Below are 14,753 nucleotides of genomic sequence, written 5' to 3'. Positions count from 1 at the left end.
CCATGACGCGTTTCGCAAACCCCGGCTCCGAGGGCTCGGTCGTCAGCTACCAGCCGCGCTATGACCACTGGATCGGCGGCGAGTACGTCCCGCCGGCCCGGGGCCGCTATTTCGAGAACCCGACCCCCGTGAACGGGCAGCCGTTCACCGAGATCGCCCGGGGCACCGCCGAGGACGTCGAGCGGGCCCTGGACGCCGCCCATGCGGCCGCGCCCGCCTGGGGCCGTACGGCACCCGCCGAGCGCGCCTCGGTGCTGCTGAAGATCGCCGACCGGATGGAGCAGAATCTGGAGGCGCTCGCGGTCGCGGAGAGCTGGGAGAACGGCAAGCCGGTGCGGGAGACGCTGGCCGCCGATATCCCGCTGGCCATCGACCACTTCCGCTATTTCGCGGGGGTGATCCGGGCCCAGGAGGGCAGCCTCTCCGAGCTCGACCACGACACGGTCGCGTACCACTTCCACGAGCCGCTGGGCGTGGTCGCCCAGATCATCCCGTGGAACTTCCCCATCCTGATGGCCACATGGAAGCTGGCCCCGGCGCTGGCCGCGGGCAACGCGGTGGTGCTGAAGCCCGCCGAGCAGACGCCCGCCTCGATCCACCTGTGGATGAGCCTGGTGGCCGATCTGCTGCCCCCGGGTGTGGTCAACATCGTCAACGGCTTCGGCGTGGAGGCCGGAAAGCCGCTGGCGTCCAACTCCCGGGTGGCCAAGGTCGCCTTCACCGGGGAGACCACCACCGGCCGGCTGATCATGCAGTACGCGAGCGAGAACCTGATCCCGGTCACCCTGGAACTCGGCGGCAAGAGCCCGAACGTCTTCTTCGACGATGTCTCGGCCGCCGACGACGACTTCCTGGACAAGGCGCTCGAAGGGTTCACCATGTTCGCCCTGAACCAGGGCGAGGTGTGCACCTGTCCCTCGCGGGCCCTGGTCCAAGGCGGCCACTACCAGGCGTTCATGGACGCGGCCGTGGCCCGTACGGAGAAGGTGGCGCAGGGCCATCCGCTGGACACCGACACCATGATCGGCGCCCAGGCGTCCAACGACCAGCTCGAGAAGATCCTGTCGTATCTGGACATCGGCCGTCAGGAGGGCGCCCGCGTCCTCACCGGCGGCAGCCGCGCCGAGCTCGGCGGCGAGCTGGAGGGCGGCTACTACGTCCAGCCCACGATCTTCGAGGGCGGCAACCATATGCGGGTCTTCCAGGAGGAGATCTTCGGGCCGGTGGTCGCGGTGGCGCGGTTCACCGACTTCGAGGACGCGATCGGCATCGCCAACGACACGCTCTACGGGCTGGGCGCGGGGGTGTGGACCCGCGACGGCACCACCGCGTACCGCGCCGGCCGCGCCATCCAGGCGGGCCGGGTGTGGACCAACTGCTACCACGCCTACCCGGCACACGCCGCCTTCGGCGGCTACAAGCAGTCCGGGATCGGCCGCGAGACCCACAAGATGATGCTGGATCACTACCAGCAGACGAAGAATCTGCTGGTGTCGTACTCCCCGAAGAAGCTCGGCTTCTTCTAGGCGCATGAAAAAGGCGCCTGACCTGGGTTTTCACCCGTCAGGCGTCTTCCACTCCACCCGCTCTCGACCAAGCCCGAAAGCCGTCAAGGAACTTGGCGTAGTGGCGGAAGAGAACCTCGATGCTCTGGCCGGCGCGGCGGGCGCATTCGGCCGGGTCCACTCCGGAATAGAGCCAGAACGAGATCCCGGCATGCCGGAGCTCGTGAGGTCGCTTGGCCAGGCCAGAAGTACGCTCGGTAGGAGTCAGGGCGTGCTCCCGGGCCCGCGCCCACGTGATGCCGTAGGCGGCAGCGTCCACGTAGTTGCCAACCTGGTTTCGGAAGAGTCGGCCATCGGGTGCCACGCCGAACCGTTTCACATGGGCACGCAGCATGCGTACGAATGGCGGCGGGATGGGAACAGGTCGCGTCGCGCTTGCCGCGCGACTCTTGAGCGAGTGCACCTCGTGCACCTCGCCGTCGTCGGTCCACTCCTTGCCAGACGTGACAACCCCGTCCGAGAGGTTTCCGCTTCATCCAGCCCAGCGCGTGGAGCCACTCCTCGGTGGGCTCGCGCTGCCAGGCGTTCTTGTTGAATGCCCACGAGTACAGGGCACGCCGCAGTACCCGCGGATCGGAAAACGCAACGCCAGGGCGTACCAGGGCGGGCGTGGCCGTGGCGAAGGCATCAGCCAGAATGCGGCGGGTGTTCCCTGGCGTGCGGTCCCACCTTTGCTCGATGTATTCCTGCGCCAGGTCATACCACGTAGTCAATCTTGTAGACCATGCCGTTGATCACCCGGCGGTCCTCCACCCGCGGCCGACCCGTCGCGGCCCGTGGAATGAGCGGAGCGAGTGATTCCCAGTCCTCATTGGTGAGTTCATGACGGCGCACCACGCCACCATGATCCGCCATCTAGCGACCTGCGAAGACGGACCCTAGATGGCGGCCCCGGCTTCGAGGTCGAAGGGGACACCTGTGAGCTGCTCGCTCGCCGCCCACAGCCGCCTGCCCTCCGCGGGGTCGTCGGCGCCTGTGGGGAGCTTGGCGGGCTTGGGGGTGCCGGAGGTCTGGTCCCGTCCGGCGGGGCCGATGAACCGGCCCGACTGGACGTACGGGCTGGTCGCCGCGTATAGGGAGGGCCAGGCGGCACCCTCGGCCGAGCCCATGAGCAGGCGTGCGGCGATCGGGGTGACCATGCGGCTCAGAGCGCTGTTGCCGTGCTGCTGCAGACCGGTCATCGCCGACCCCGGGTGGACGACGAGCGCCTTGACGGGGCTGCTTGCAGTGCGGCGCGCGAGTTCGAGGGTGTAGACGATGTTGGCGCGCTTGGACTTGGCGTAGGCGCCCATGGCGCGGTAGCTCCTTTCGCTCATCAGGTCGTCCAGCCTGCCCATCGGCCACCGCGCCGCGATGGCGCTGACGGTGACCACGCGCGGTGCGGACGAGCGGCGCACGGCGGGCCAGACCTGGGCGTCGAAGGCGAAGTGGCCGAGGTGATTGGTGCCGACCGTCATCTCGAGGCCGTCGTGGGTGGTCCGCCGCTCGGGCAGGTTCATCACGCCGGCGTTGTTGAAGAGCAGGTCAACCGTCTCGGTCTCGGCGATTCGGGTGGCCGCGTCGCGGACGGAGGAGAGGTCGGCGAGGTCGAGCACGAGGGTGTCCGTCCGGGCCTCGGGGGTCGCGGCGCGCACAGCCTCCGCGGCCTGGTCCAGCTTGGTCTGGCTGCGGCCGGCCAGGATGACGCGGGCCCCATGCCGGGCGAGCGCGCGGGCGGTCTCGAGTCCGATCCCGCTGTTCCCGCCGGTGATCAGCGCCGTGCGGCCGGTCTGATCGGGGATGTCGTCGGGAGTCCAGTGGTTCACCGTTGTCACGCTCCTCGGATTCGTTGATTTGTGCTCGGTCATGCGGCGCTCGGCAGTCTCGTGATACCGCGCTGGAAGAGCATGCCGAGGATGTCCTCGGCGAAGGCGCGGCGACGACCTGGATGATGTCCAGGCGCATGCCGCTGAAGGCGCCGGCGGCACTGGGCCGCCATGAACTTCCTGTAGTCGTCGGTGCCGCGGTGTTCCCCCAGGCTGCCGCCGCGCCAGATCATGTCGTCCGCCCAGAGTTCGTCGATAACGTCGAGACAGCCCCCGTTGACAACTCCGTCGATGAAGGGCGTCGGTCCTGGTGCGCAGCCCAGGACCTCCCCCTTTTCAGACCGGTGGTCTGTTTGACTGCGACCCCAACGTAGAAGACCACCGGTCTGATGTCAAAAGACCGACAGTCTGTAACCTGGGGGCATGACGAACTTCCAGCGCGCGCGCAGTGAGGAGCAGCGTGAGGTACGGCGCCAGGCCATCCTCGACACCACTGCCGCCATGCTCGAGGAGATGCCCATCGGCGAGATCAGCCTGAACGAGCTGAGCCGCCGCGTCGGGCTGGCGAAGTCCAATGTGCTGCGCTATTTCGAATCGCGTGAGGCGATCCTGCTGGAGCTGCTCGACCGTGCCTGGCGGCAGTGGGTGGCCGACTTGCCCGCCCTTGCGCACGCCGGCATCGACCAGGACGCTCCGGTGAGCCGGCGTGCAGAGCAGTTCGCCGCCGTCATCGCGGGCTCCCTCGCCCAACGCCGGGTCCTATGTGACCTGCTGAGCGCGCAGGCGGGCGTACTGGAGCACAACGTTTCCCCGCAGGTGGCCGCCCGCTATAAGCGCGCGGCCGTGGCCAACGTCGCCGACATCGCGGCCTTGGCCTACCAGCACCTTCCTGAGCTGGGCAACAACGCACCGCAGTTGACCGCAGCCGTGATCATGGCCGTCGGCGCCGTGTGGACACACGCACGGCCCTCCCCGGCGATGCTCGCCGCCTACGAAGCCGACCCCTCACTCACCGCGTTCAAGCTGGACTTCGTGACTGCCCTGCAGGAGATGCTGGCCACGCTCACCGCGGGCACCATCGCCCGCGCCTCCGCCTGAGCCCGGTTCTGCCCCACTCGCCCTGGAACATCCGCGCGCGTCATCATCAAGGTTTCGGCAGACGGCACGTCCAGGCAGTAGCCGTGGGCCGGGCCGCGGTGGCCGGCGCGCGGCGGCGCGTCGCGCCCAGGTACGACAAGACCGCCACCTCCTCCGAAGGAGCGGTCTCTCTCGCCTCGTTCCGCTCTGGGCGAGATCCGGTTGACGACGGACCCTGGATGTCGCAGTAGACGAACTCGATTGCGGATCCGGGCTGTCATCACCCTTGGAGGGGGCGCAACGTGCAACGCCCGCCAGGGAGCGGCGGCCTGTACTTGCCGTCATCACCCCTGGAGGGGTCGCAACGGCCACGTCTGGGCATGTCGCAACTGCCGGTTCTCCGCGAACGTCCAGGTCATCGTGGATGCGGACACCCGGCTGGTGATCGCGGCCGCGCGTTGGATGCCGGGGACCACGGCGGACGCGCATGCCTGGCGAGCATCCGGGCTGAGCGAACACTGCCAGGGTGTGACCGTGCTCGGTGACGGCGCCTACCAGGCGGGTGTTCAGCTCGTGGGGACGGTGACGACGATCTTTCCGACCTGCCCACCGGCCTCCAGGTATCGGTGGGCCTCGGCGATGTCCTCCAGCGGGAACGTCTTGTCGACGGTGGGGGTCAGCTCGCCCTTGGCGAGGCCGTCGGTCACGAAGGCGACCGCTTCGGCGCGGCGCCGGTCGTCGGTGGTGATCTCGAAGAGTTCGAATCCGCGGATGGTGAGGTGCTTGAAGAGGACCTCGCCGACGTTGAGCGGTGCGGGGGCGCGGTCGAGGAGGCCGTAGAGAATGAGGTGGGCTTCGTGAGCGGCGGCGGTGACCAGGTCGGCCAGGGCCGTTCCTCCGACGGCGTCGAAGATGACCCGGGCGCCCTGGCCGTCGGTCAGCTCCCGCACGCGGGCGGGCAGGTCCTCCTCGGCGGTGGCGATGACCTCGTCGGCGCCGGCGTCCAGGAGCTGTTGGCGCTTGGCGCTGGTGCGGGTCAGGGCGACGGCGCGGGCGCCGGCCTTGTGGGCGATCTGGATGGCCGCGAGGCCGACGCTGCTGGAGGCGGCGGAGATCAGGACGGTGTCGCCGGGGCGGACGCCCGCGAGGTCGACCAGGCCACCGTAGGCGGTGATGAACTGCATCCACACCGAGGCCGCCTCCTCGAAGGACAGGCGCTCGGGGTGAGTGACGACCGCGTGGGCCGGGGCGAGGACCGCTTCGCCGTGCACGGCGTAGTCGGTCATGGCGAAGGACGGCACCAGGCTGACCGCGTCGCCCACACTCAGCCCGCTCACGCCGTCCCCGAGGGCCTCGACCACCCCGGCCGCCTCGTAGCCGATGCCGGAGGGGAAGACGGGGTCGATGCCGTACTGGCCCAGACGGAACATCGACTCCGCCCGGTTCAGGCCCAGCGCCCGGGTGCGGATCAGGACCTCGCCCGGCCCGGGCTCGGGCAGGGGGGCCTCCTCCAGGTGCAGGACTTCGGGCCCACCGGTCTCATGGAAACGGACGACGCGGTTCATGCGTGGCTCCCTGGTGCGGTTGATGCGCTGGGGAAGCCGGTGTCTCACCGGCCTCCTCGTTCACCCTGCCCCAAGGTTCGATGAGCGTCAAATTTCGACCACCATCGAAGTATGTAACGTGTCGGAGCCTCCGCCGCCTCCCCGATCCTCAGTCGGCGCCCGCACCCGCCTCCGCCGCGCAGGCCGCGATCACGGCCGGGAGCAGGCCGGGGAACCGCTCCTCCATCTCGTCGGCGCGCAGCGTGTTCATCTTCGTCACCCCCACGTAGTACTGCCGGATCACCCCCGCTTCGCGCAGCACGTTGAAGTGATGCGTGAGCGTGGAGGTGGAGACCGGAGCCTCGAACGTGCCGCAGCTCATACCCTCGCCCTTCCGGACGAGCTGGGACACCACCATCCGGCGCACCGGATCCGCCAGCGCCTCCATCACCTGCTGAAGATCCACCTGGGCCAGGTCGGGGTGGTCCACTGTCCGGGCGGCGGTACGGGGGCGAGCCACTGTTCTCTCCTGGAGGCGATGTCGACGACCCACCCATAATACGACCGGCGTCGAAATAAGGACCTGAGTCACTCGTGGATGGGGGTGGCGGTACGAGGGAGCGAGGGTGGCTCAGGGCGCGGTGTGGGCGACCATCACGTGAGCGTCCACCTCGCGGGCAACGGCGCGACAGCAGACACGGCAGCCGCGCTCTACTGCCATCGCAACACCGTGCAGCATCGCTCCAACCGCTTCCCCGAGCTCACCGGCGACGACGTACGCCACCCCGAGAGCGGCCCTTATCGCGCCGGCCATGCGGGCCCGCGGTCGCAGGGCCGGGACTCAGGCCGATCATTTCGTTTGGAGTTCCAAGGGGCCGCGCCATGAAGACCGGTCCGGTCGGCCCAAGGACACCGGATACAGTGCGCGAGACGGCAGCCCGGTCAGGGAGGGGAAGCGTGACCGACACCAGCGACACCCGGCCCGCCGAGGGTGAAGCGCAAGCGCCGCGGCAGAGCCGACCGCGCCGCCTGATGCACTACATCCCCCTGATCGCCCCCGTTCTGCTGTGGGCCGTGCCCTGCTGGGTGCTCCTGCACACCGGCCAGCACTGGCCGCTGCCCGTCACGCTGGTCGGCACCGCCCTGTTCGCCCTCGGTCTCATCGGTATGCCGCTCGCGATGGCGCGCGGCCACGGCCGGCGCCAGCAGGATCGGGCGGCGATCATCGGCGACACCCTGTTGGGCACCAGCTGGGTTCTGTTCACGTGGTCCGTTCTGCTCGGCGTCCTCCTGCGGCTCGCCCTGACCGTGGCCGGCGTCGGCGAGAGCCAGGACCGGGCCCGAATCGTCACCTGGGCCGTCCTCGGCATCACCGCCGTACTGCTCGGCTGGGGGTACGCCGAGGCCCGCCGCGTGCCACGCGTGCGCCGACTCGACGTGCGACTCCCCCGGCTGGGCGCCGGGCTGGACGGCATCCGCGTCGCCCTCATCACCGACACCCATTACGGCCCACTCGATCGCACTCGCTGGTCGGCGCGGGTATGCGAGACGGTGAACACTCTGGAAGCCGACCTGGTCTGCCACACCGGCGACATCGCGGACGGCACGGCCGAACGCCGCCGCGCCCAGGCCGCCCCACTCGGTACCGTGCGGGCCACCCGGGCCCGGGTATACGTCACCGGCAACCACGAGTACTACAGCGAGGCCCAGGGCTGGGTCGACCTGATGGACGAGCTGGGCTGGGAGCCGCTGCGCAACCGCCATCTGCTGCTCGAACGCGGAGGCGACACCCTCGTGGTCGCCGGGGTGGATGACGTCACCGCCGAGTCCTCCGGCCTGGCAGGCCACCGCGCCCACCTCGCCGGAGCCTTGAACGGCGCCGACCCCGGCCTACCCGTCCTGCTCCTGGCACACCAGCCCAAGTTCATCGACCGGGCAGCAGCCGCCGGCATCGACCTCCAACTCTCCGGCCACACCCACGGCGGCCAGATCTGGCCCTTCCACCACCTCGTCCGCATCAACCAGCCCGCCCTCGCCGGCCTCAGCCACCACGGCCCCCGCACCCTCCTCTACACCAGCCGCGGCACCGGCTTCTGGGGCCCGCCGTTCCGCGTCTTCGCCCCCAGCGAGATCACCCTGCTCGTACTCCGCTCCCCACACCTGCCCACCTCGACATAGCACTCGGCGGGCCGGCGGGACCGCCGCAGCCTCCCCAAGGCGATCTTCGCGACCCGCGGCGAACCGCGAGGCCCGCCTCCGTCGGATCCGGAGGCGGGCCCGGTGGATCGCCGTCCTGGCGCCGGGGCGTGCGGTCGCCTTACGGCGTGTAGACGGCGTCGCTGCCGTACAGTTCCCTGGTGAACGCGGAGACGTCGGCGCTGCGATTGGCGCCGTCGAGGTTGTACGTCAGATAGACGCCGTACCCCTCACTGACGGTGCGACGGGCGAGGTCGGCGGCCGTGCTCTGCGCGGTCCGGCCGATCTCGACAGCCGCCGGCGACAGCTTCGACTTGGGCAGTGCCAGGCCGGGAACCTGCCAGGAGCCGTAGTACGGGTTCCAGGCGTAGTCGAACTTGGACGAGATGTCGACGCCGCCGTAGGACAGGCGCGACGCGGCCGGGCCGATGTTGTAGAGGCTGATGATCTTGTCCGGCATGTTCGCGCGCAGCGCCGTCACCAGGTGCACGAACGAGCTGTCGTTGGGCTGGCCCGTGCCGTTGTTGCCGTAATCGGCGTACTCGTCGTCGAAGTCGATGCCGTCGAGGCCGTACTTGGCCACGGTGTCCGACAGTTGTTTCGCGAACGCCGAAGCCGCCTGCTGGGAGGGGAAGTTGGCGAAGCCCGCGCCCTCATGGTTGCCGAGCACCGAGAGGACGACCTTGATGCCCTTTTGCTGCAGGGGCCGTATCTCCGTGGCGGCGTTGTCGAGGACACGCTGCACGTTCTCGTTGAAGTGCAGATACGCCGCCTTCGTACCCGTGTCGTAGTTGATGTTCGCCGCGAAGATCACGGCGACGTCGAAGACGTTGCCGCCGCCGCCCGCGAGGGTGTACTTGCCGACGTTCCGCATGCTGTTGTTGTTCACCTCGACGTACGCCACCGAGGTCGGCCCCTGTTTCGCGGGAGCGGGAGCGGGGGCCGCCGCGCTGGTCGTGGCGGTGGCGGCGGTCCCGGTTAAGGCGAGGGCCGCGACCGCGGTGAGCGCGAACGCGGCCGTCCGTATTCTGCTCCGTACCAGACTGAACATCGTTGACCGGTCTCCCCTCGCATGGGTCGGCGCCCGACCTGTTCGGAAGCGCCGAGTGAGCCCCCCAAGTCTTCCGCTCCCGTCACCGAATCCCGGGAATCGCGCGTGGATTCTTCACGACTCCCACGCACCGCCCCCCGCGAGCAACTCCGCGAGCACCACGCACTCCTGGCCGTGCCGGGGGCTTCGCCATTGACAGGCTCGGCTAATCACATTAGCTTTTAGCTAACGCAATTAGCCAGAGCTGAGGGGTGTCATGACCGAGTACCTGGCCGTCGACGGCGGCACGATCGCTTATGAGGTGGCGGGCTCCGGCCCGCTGATCGTTCTCGCCCACGGCATGGGCGACAGCCGCGCCGCCTACCGTGCCGTGATCCCGCCGCTGGTGGCGGCGGGCTATCGGGTCGCCGCGGTCGATCTGCGCGGCTGCGGCGGCTCCAGCGCCGGCGGGCCGGCCTGGAGCCGCACCGCCATCGCCGGCGACCTGCTCGCCGTGATCCGCCACCTGGGCGGCCCGGCCCTGCTCGTCGGCCACTCGATCTCCGGCGGCGCCGCCACCATCGCCGCGGCGCGGGAGCCCTCACTGGTCACCGCGGTGGTCGAGTTGGCGCCGTTCACCCGCAAGCAGTCGATCCGCCTCGGCGACCTGCGGGTCAAGCGCTTCCGGCAGGGCATGCTGCGGCTGTTCGGCACGGTCGTGTTCGGCAGTGTGCCGCTCTGGCGCTCGTACCTCGATATAGCCTCCCCCGGAGTGAAACCGGCCGACTGGGCCGAGCGGCTCGGCCGTATCGACTCCCTGCTGCGCGAGCCGGGCCGGATGAAGGCCCTGCAGGGCATGGGCCGCACCGCCCCGACCGACGCCGGCGAGCAGCTCGGCAACGTCCGCTGCCCGGTCCTGGTCGTGATGGGCACACTCGACCCCGACTGGGCCGACCCGCACGCCGAGGGCTCGGCGATCGTCGATGCCCTGCCGTCCGGTCTCGGTCGCCTTGAGATGATCGAGGGCGCCGGGCACTACCCGCACGACCAGTTCCCCGACCAGGTGGTTTCGCTGATGCTCGCCTTCTTCCGCTCGGACGCCGCTCATGCCTAGGGCCGGCCTGGACCCGACGGCCGTGGTCGCGGCCGGTGCCGCCCTCGCCGACGAGGTGGGCCTCGCCCAACTGACGATGGGTCTGCTGGCCGAGCGGGTGGGCGTGCGCACCCCCTCCCTGTACAAGCATGTGGGCGGCCAGGAGGACCTCAACCGGCGCATCGCGGCCCTGGCGTTGAGCGAGGCCGCGGACGCCGTCGGCGGCGCGGTCCAGGGGTACGCGGGCCGCGACGCCCTGGCGGCCGCGGCGCGCGCCTTCCGCGCCTTCGTCCTGGAGCACCCCGGCCGGTACGCCGCGACGGTCGGCCTGGAACCCTCCGGCCCGGACGACCCGCTGGCCCTCGCGAGTCGGCGGCTGCTCGACGCGTTCACGGCGGTCCTGCGCGGCTACGACATCGCGGAGCCCGACGTGGACCATGCCCTGCGCATGCTCCGCAGTTTCTGCCACGGCTTCGCCACGTTGCAGGCGGCGGGCGGCTTCCAGTGGAGCACCGACATCGACGAGAGCTTCGAGTGGCTGATCGCCTTCACCGACCGGGGCCTGCGCGCCATGTGAGGGCGCTGCCAGGGTGGAGGGCCACCGTCGGGCAGTGGACTGGCCGAGGGCCACCATCAGGATCAGCAGCATGACCAGTGCCCCCAACCCGATGCCGGCCACGCGGGCGCCGCCTCGAGGGTGGAACATCCCCGTGATCGTCCCCAGCGTCGCCCATGGCACCGCGTACCGTGTGATGGCTATCAGGGCATCGCCGTGAGCCGTCCGATCCGACGTCATGGCGGCGCCGCTACATGAAGCACACCATCCGGTAGGTGGACCACCGCGCCGCGGCCTCGTCCGCGGGCATCGGCCGCACCCGGTCCAGAAGGCGCCCCTCGCCGTCCAGTCCGTAGGCGGCCAGGCCCGGCTCCTCGGCGTACACCCGCACCCCGGCGTCCAGCAGCCGCAGCACGTCACCGCGCGGATCGGTGAGCGTTTCGATCACTCGGTTGCCGAGCCGCAGCGGGGGCACATGGGCGTCGCGCGCCGCGTACGTCACGGCCTGGCCGCGCAGCAGGATGTCGATCCCGCCGAGTTGGCGGTGCAGTTCGAGCGCCAGGTACAGGGCGTCCGCGAACTGCTTCTCCACGGCGCCGCGGTAGGCGCGCTCCACGATGGCCAGCACCTGGGGCCGCTGCGGTGCGGCCGAGGGCAGGTCGGGACGGTCGTGCATCTCACATCACCCCGACCATCAGCGTCTTGCCGGTCGCGGCGCTGTTCGCGGCGAACGTGGAGGGCCGGCGCAGCACGACCTCGGGCACATGATCGTGGACGCCCCGGTCCTCGCTGCAGAACTGACAGCCGTACCAGTAGAGCTGGTCGGGGAAGGCCGCGAGCATGTCCTGGACGAGCGTGGCGGTCGTCGGATAGGAGGTGGTCCAGGAGGCGATGTTGCGCTGTTTGGCCGCGCCGAGCGCCTGCCGAGTGAGGTGGGTGGCGTGGCCGCAGGTCCACACCTGGACCCGGCCACCGCGCTCCAGCATCGCCTGGACCAGCCGCAGCACACTGGTGGTCTGGTCGGACTCATGCGGTGCGCCCATGAGGATCACCATGACGTCGGTGTACGGAACGGGACGGCCCATCAGTGCCACACCACCTTCACCGCCGGGTTGAGGACCGCCTCGGCCACCGCGCCCATATCGGTGCGGTGGGCCGCGGGCAGGAGTCCGGCGCTCGCCAGGCCCCGCTGGGCGAGCGAGAAGTCGTCCACCCAGACCCGGCCGCCGGCCCCGATGAAGGCCTCCAGTTCGGGTGAACGGCCCGGGACGGCCAAGGCCACGGCGTCCTGAATGAGGAACAGCACCACCGGATGGCCGAGCCGCGCCTGGGTCACCGCGTCACGCGGGAATCCCACCCCGCCCGGCACGGCCGCCGCCTGACTCTCGATCAGCAGGAACCCTTCACGCACTGTGGTCATCGATTGCGCTCCCCCTCAAGTCGAGAATGCGGCAGACCGTGCTGGTGGATCTTCCGCAGCCGCCCGCGGTGCACGGAAACCACCCGAGGAATTCCCGGGCAATACGCCGATGAAAAGCCGCTGACGACCGGTCCCCGAGCATGACAAACATACGGGGAGGTCTGCGAGCTTCTCACATTTATCCGTGTCGGCCCCGGGAGTGCAACCCCCAGGCAGGAAGTTGGCAGTCGGCGCCGGCGGGAATCCGAGGCTGCACAACCCCTGATTGCTGGCCGATACACACAACGGAATCAAGAATTACGCATGATCCGGAACTCCGGATTACGCAATTCCCTTGGCAGCCAGGAGGCGAATCCATCCGGCCCCGCCCGCCATCCGGACGCCCCCTCTGAATCATATCGAAAGCCCTGGTCACGCACGCCGTGCATTACCCCGCACGGTCGGCGGAATTCCTCATTTCGCCTCTACGGAATCATCCGTTACGCAATCGATTATTCGATGCGGGGTGTCCAGGCGTTGTCCCGCTGCCCAGGATGAGGGCTCAGCCGGACGGCGCGTGATCCCAACCGTGGAATTGCTGATTCTGCCGCCGCTGTCCACCGCGTGTGGCCGGCGGACATCGATACCCGAGAGGCCCTGTGGTGGAGACCATCCGTGTCGAAGAACTGAGCAAGTCCTATGCGAAGACCCAGGCGCTGTCCGAGGTCGGATTCACGGCTCGGGCCGGGACCGTTCTGGGGCTGCTGGGCCCGAATGGATCCGGCAAGACCACCACGGTGCGCATTCTGTCCACCCTGATCCGCGCGGACAGCGGGCGGGCCTGGATCGACGGACACGACGTCATGGCCCAGCCGCACCTGGTGCGGGCGGCGATCGGTCTGACGGGCCAGTACGCGGCGGTGGACGACGAGTTGTCGGGGCAGCACAACCTGGAGCTGATCGGCAGGCTGCTGGGCCTGTCCCGGGGGGCGGCGCGCGGCCGGGCCACCGAGTTGATCGAGCGGTTCCGGCTGGAGGACGCCGCGGGCCGGCTGACGAAGACGTACTCCGGTGGCATGCGGCGCCGACTGGACGTGGCGGCGAGCCTCGTGGGGCGGCCTCGGGTGCTGTTCCTGGACGAGCCGACGACCGGGCTGGACCCGCGCAGCCGCACCGAGGTCTGGACGCTGGTGCGCGAGCTGGTGGCGGACGGCGTGACGGTCCTGCTCACCACGCAGTACCTGGAGGAGGCGGACCACCTGGCGAACGATCTGGTGGTACTCGACCAGGGACGCGTGGTGGCCACCGGCACCCCCACCGAACTCAAGGCCCGGGTCGGCGGCCTCGCCCTGCAGATGCGGGTGGCGGATCCGGCCCAGGGCACGCGGGCCGCCGCGTACGTCGCCGAGGCGACGGGGGTGGAGCCGGCCGTCGACGCGGACACCGGCCTGATCGACGCCGCCGTCGCGGATGTGACGGCGCTGCGACGGGTGGCAGCGCGGCTGGAGGCGGAGGGGATCGGCTTCGTCGAGCTGGGGCTGCGTCAGGCCACTCTCGATGAGGTGTTCTTCGCGCTGACCGGCCGTACCGCCCAGCCCGCCGACCCCGTCCAGGACCCCGATCCGGCACCGGTCACGGCCGGGGCCGCCGAAAGGAAACCGCGATGAGCACCGCCCAGCACAGCACCCCGGCCCAGCTCCCCGTCGACCCGGGCCGCGGGGCCCTGGTCAGCCATACGCTGATCCTCGCCGGACGCCATCTGACCAAGTTGCGCGCCTCGCCGCAGATCGTGGTGTTCAGTGTGTTGCAGCCGCTCATCATGATGCTGCTCTTCATGGTGCTGTTCGCCGGGGCGGTGTCCGGGAGCCAGTCGGCCTATCTGCAGTTCCTGCTGCCGGGGATGCTCGCGCAGAACGCGGCGTTCATGGTCACCACCGTGGGTCAGGCCATCAACAGTGACATCGACAAGGGGATCTTCGACCGGTTCCGGAGCCTGCCCATCGCCCGGCCCGCACCTCTCATCGCGCACATCCTCGGGGACCTGCCACGCCAGGCCGCCACCACGCTGACGCTGCTCGCCTTCGGCTTCTGCATCGGCTTCCGCGTCCACACCGATCCGCTCTCGGCGGTGCTGGCCGTGGCGTTGGTGCTGTTGGTGTCGTTCGCGTTCTCCTGGATCGCCCTGACGATAGGGCTGATCGCGGACAAGCCCGAGTCGGTCAACATGCTCGTGATGATCCTGCTGTTCCCGATGGCGTTCGGCAGCAACACGATGGTCGCGACCGACACCCTTCCCGGATGGCTCCAGGCCTGGGCGAAGATCAATCCGGTGACGCATCTGACCGATGCCGTACGGGCCCTGCTCACCGGGCCGGCTTCGGATTCCGGTTCGGCTCTGGGCAGCACGCTGCTGGCCTCCGCGGTGATCCTCGCCCTCTTCGTACCGCTGGCCATCCGCGCCTTCACCCGCCGCCTGTAACCGGCCGTT

The 14,753-nt window shown here is 69.6% G+C and carries 18 protein-coding genes and 1 pseudogene; 9 read left to right on the top strand and 10 right to left on the bottom strand.

Annotated features, from left to right (window positions below; genetic code table 11):
* The first annotated feature begins 2 nt into the window (after positions 1-2).
* Positions 3-1,526 carry an aldehyde dehydrogenase gene (gene adh, locus BLV72_RS30690; protein WP_093466315.1) on the top strand — a complete coding sequence of 508 codons (1,524 nt, stop codon included), beginning with the start codon at positions 3-5 and terminating at the stop codon, positions 1,524-1,526.
* A gap of 37 nt (positions 1,527-1,563) precedes the next feature.
* Here adh and BLV72_RS30685 read toward each other — a convergent pair whose 3' ends face one another.
* The 4 genes from BLV72_RS30685 to BLV72_RS52130 all read right to left on the bottom strand — a co-directional run bounded on the left by BLV72_RS30685 (position 1,564) and on the right by BLV72_RS52130 (position 3,627).
* Complete coding sequence (locus tag BLV72_RS30685) at positions 1,564-1,968, bottom strand: site-specific integrase (RefSeq protein WP_244321092.1); 405 nt, start codon at positions 1,966-1,968, stop codon at positions 1,564-1,566.
* Positions 1,969-2,261: 293 nt separating this feature from the next.
* Complete coding sequence (locus tag BLV72_RS30680) at positions 2,262-2,420, bottom strand: transposase (RefSeq protein ID WP_093466313.1); 159 nt, start codon at positions 2,418-2,420, stop codon at positions 2,262-2,264.
* A 23-nt stretch (positions 2,421-2,443) separates the two neighbouring features.
* Complete coding sequence (locus BLV72_RS30675) at positions 2,444-3,379, bottom strand: oxidoreductase (RefSeq protein ID WP_093466311.1); 936 nt, start codon at positions 3,377-3,379, stop codon at positions 2,444-2,446.
* A gap of 29 nt (positions 3,380-3,408) precedes the next feature.
* The gene (locus BLV72_RS52130; RefSeq protein WP_425288541.1) at positions 3,409-3,627 is read right to left on the bottom strand and encodes a hypothetical protein; all 219 of its coding nucleotides are present in this window, start codon (positions 3,625-3,627) and stop codon (positions 3,409-3,411) included.
* A 166-nt stretch (positions 3,628-3,793) separates the two neighbouring features.
* On the opposite strand from BLV72_RS52130, the gene BLV72_RS30665 reads away from it, so the two are divergent.
* The gene (locus tag BLV72_RS30665; RefSeq protein WP_093466308.1) at positions 3,794-4,468 is read left to right on the top strand and encodes a TetR/AcrR family transcriptional regulator; all 675 of its coding nucleotides are present in this window, start codon (positions 3,794-3,796) and stop codon (positions 4,466-4,468) included.
* Between the two features lie 201 nt (positions 4,469-4,669).
* A pseudogene (locus tag BLV72_RS51145) lies at positions 4,670-5,002 on the top strand (transposase family protein); the annotation flags it as partial.
* An 11-nt stretch (positions 5,003-5,013) separates the two neighbouring features.
* Here the strand turns inward: BLV72_RS51145 and BLV72_RS30660 are convergent.
* Positions 5,014-6,012, bottom strand: coding sequence for a zinc-dependent alcohol dehydrogenase family protein (locus BLV72_RS30660; RefSeq protein ID WP_093466306.1), 999 nt, complete (start codon positions 6,010-6,012; stop codon positions 5,014-5,016).
* Between the two features lie 148 nt (positions 6,013-6,160).
* Positions 6,161-6,511, bottom strand: a complete 351-nt coding sequence (locus BLV72_RS30655; protein ID WP_244321091.1) for an ArsR/SmtB family transcription factor — start codon at positions 6,509-6,511, stop codon at positions 6,161-6,163.
* Positions 6,512-6,589: 78 nt separating this feature from the next.
* Here BLV72_RS30655 and BLV72_RS52125 point away from each other — a divergent pair, with 78 nt between their 5' ends.
* Both BLV72_RS52125 and BLV72_RS30645 read left to right on the top strand, forming a co-directional pair.
* Positions 6,590-6,877, top strand: coding sequence for a helix-turn-helix domain-containing protein (locus BLV72_RS52125; RefSeq protein ID WP_093466304.1), 288 nt, complete (start codon positions 6,590-6,592; stop codon positions 6,875-6,877).
* A 71-nt stretch (positions 6,878-6,948) separates the two neighbouring features.
* The gene (locus tag BLV72_RS30645; protein WP_093466302.1) at positions 6,949-8,169 is read left to right on the top strand and encodes a metallophosphoesterase; all 1,221 of its coding nucleotides are present in this window, start codon (positions 6,949-6,951) and stop codon (positions 8,167-8,169) included.
* Between the two features lie 139 nt (positions 8,170-8,308).
* Here BLV72_RS30645 and BLV72_RS30640 read toward each other — a convergent pair whose 3' ends face one another.
* Positions 8,309-9,238 carry an endo-beta-N-acetylglucosaminidase H gene (locus tag BLV72_RS30640; RefSeq protein WP_093466300.1) on the bottom strand — a complete coding sequence of 310 codons (930 nt, stop codon included), beginning with the start codon at positions 9,236-9,238 and terminating at the stop codon, positions 8,309-8,311.
* Between the two features lie 256 nt (positions 9,239-9,494).
* Here BLV72_RS30640 and BLV72_RS30635 point away from each other — a divergent pair, with 256 nt between their 5' ends.
* A complete protein-coding gene (locus BLV72_RS30635) occupies positions 9,495-10,331 on the top strand; it encodes an alpha/beta fold hydrolase (RefSeq protein ID WP_093466298.1) in 837 nt (278 codons plus the stop codon).
* Positions 10,332-10,353: 22 nt separating this feature from the next.
* The gene (locus BLV72_RS30630) at positions 10,354-10,887 is read left to right on the top strand and encodes a TetR/AcrR family transcriptional regulator (protein WP_093466296.1); all 534 of its coding nucleotides are present in this window, start codon (positions 10,354-10,356) and stop codon (positions 10,885-10,887) included.
* 229 nt (positions 10,888-11,116) lie between these two features.
* On the opposite strand, the gene BLV72_RS30625 is transcribed toward BLV72_RS30630, so the two are convergent.
* From BLV72_RS30625 to BLV72_RS30615, 3 genes are read right to left on the bottom strand one after another with little or no spacing between them, the layout of a single operon-like run.
* Entirely contained in the window at positions 11,117-11,542 is a 426-nt protein-coding gene (locus BLV72_RS30625) for a hypothetical protein (protein ID WP_093466294.1), read from the bottom strand.
* A 1-nt stretch (position 11,543) separates the two neighbouring features.
* A complete protein-coding gene (locus BLV72_RS30620) occupies positions 11,544-11,951 on the bottom strand; it encodes a hypothetical protein (RefSeq protein WP_014056328.1) in 408 nt (135 codons plus the stop codon).
* Positions 11,951-12,286: a DsrE family protein gene (locus BLV72_RS30615; protein ID WP_093466292.1), complete on the bottom strand. Its 336-nt coding sequence runs from the start codon at positions 12,284-12,286 to the stop codon at positions 11,951-11,953. The genes BLV72_RS30620 and BLV72_RS30615 overlap by 1 nt, the downstream gene beginning before the upstream one ends.
* Before the next feature lie 641 nt (positions 12,287-12,927).
* Here BLV72_RS30615 and BLV72_RS30610 point away from each other — a divergent pair.
* Complete coding sequence (locus tag BLV72_RS30610) at positions 12,928-13,932, top strand: ATP-binding cassette domain-containing protein (RefSeq protein WP_093470640.1); 1,005 nt, start codon at positions 12,928-12,930, stop codon at positions 13,930-13,932.
* Positions 13,929-14,744 carry an ABC transporter permease gene (locus BLV72_RS30605; RefSeq protein WP_093466290.1) on the top strand — a complete coding sequence of 272 codons (816 nt, stop codon included), beginning with the start codon at positions 13,929-13,931 and terminating at the stop codon, positions 14,742-14,744. The genes BLV72_RS30610 and BLV72_RS30605 overlap by 4 nt, the downstream gene beginning before the upstream one ends.
* The last annotated feature ends 9 nt before the right edge of the window (positions 14,745-14,753 follow it).

It is taken from the genome of Streptomyces melanosporofaciens, assembly GCF_900105695.1.
Lineage (GTDB): Bacteria > Actinomycetota > Actinomycetes > Streptomycetales > Streptomycetaceae > Streptomyces > Streptomyces antimycoticus.
Note: the sequence above shows the minus strand (reverse complement) of the source record. Positions and strands in the feature narration are given on the sequence as shown.

Excerpts from the sequence above, each read along its gene's own strand:
- BLV72_RS52125 (WP_093466304.1), top strand. The coding sequence starts at position 6,590 with ATGGGGGTGGCGGTACGAGGGAGCGAGGGTGGCTCAGGGCGCGGTGTG.
- BLV72_RS30665 (WP_093466308.1), top strand. The coding sequence starts at position 3,794 with ATGACGAACTTCCAGCGCGCGCGCAGTGAGGAGCAGCGTGAGGTACGG.
- BLV72_RS30625 (WP_093466294.1), bottom strand. The coding sequence starts at position 11,542 with ATGCACGACCGTCCCGACCTGCCCTCGGCCGCACCGCAGCGGCCCCAG.
- BLV72_RS30615 (WP_093466292.1), bottom strand. The coding sequence starts at position 12,286 with ATGACCACAGTGCGTGAAGGGTTCCTGCTGATCGAGAGTCAGGCGGCG.
- BLV72_RS30680 (WP_093466313.1), bottom strand. The coding sequence starts at position 2,420 with ATGGCGGATCATGGTGGCGTGGTGCGCCGTCATGAACTCACCAATGAG.
- BLV72_RS30620 (WP_014056328.1), bottom strand. The coding sequence starts at position 11,951 with ATGGGCCGTCCCGTTCCGTACACCGACGTCATGGTGATCCTCATGGGC.
- adh (WP_093466315.1), top strand. The coding sequence starts at position 3 with ATGACGCGTTTCGCAAACCCCGGCTCCGAGGGCTCGGTCGTCAGCTAC.
- BLV72_RS30660 (WP_093466306.1), bottom strand. The coding sequence starts at position 6,012 with ATGAACCGCGTCGTCCGTTTCCATGAGACCGGTGGGCCCGAAGTCCTG.
- BLV72_RS30640 (WP_093466300.1), bottom strand. The coding sequence starts at position 9,238 with ATGTTCAGTCTGGTACGGAGCAGAATACGGACGGCCGCGTTCGCGCTC.
- BLV72_RS30605 (WP_093466290.1), top strand. The coding sequence starts at position 13,929 with ATGAGCACCGCCCAGCACAGCACCCCGGCCCAGCTCCCCGTCGACCCG.
- BLV72_RS30635 (WP_093466298.1), top strand. The coding sequence starts at position 9,495 with ATGACCGAGTACCTGGCCGTCGACGGCGGCACGATCGCTTATGAGGTG.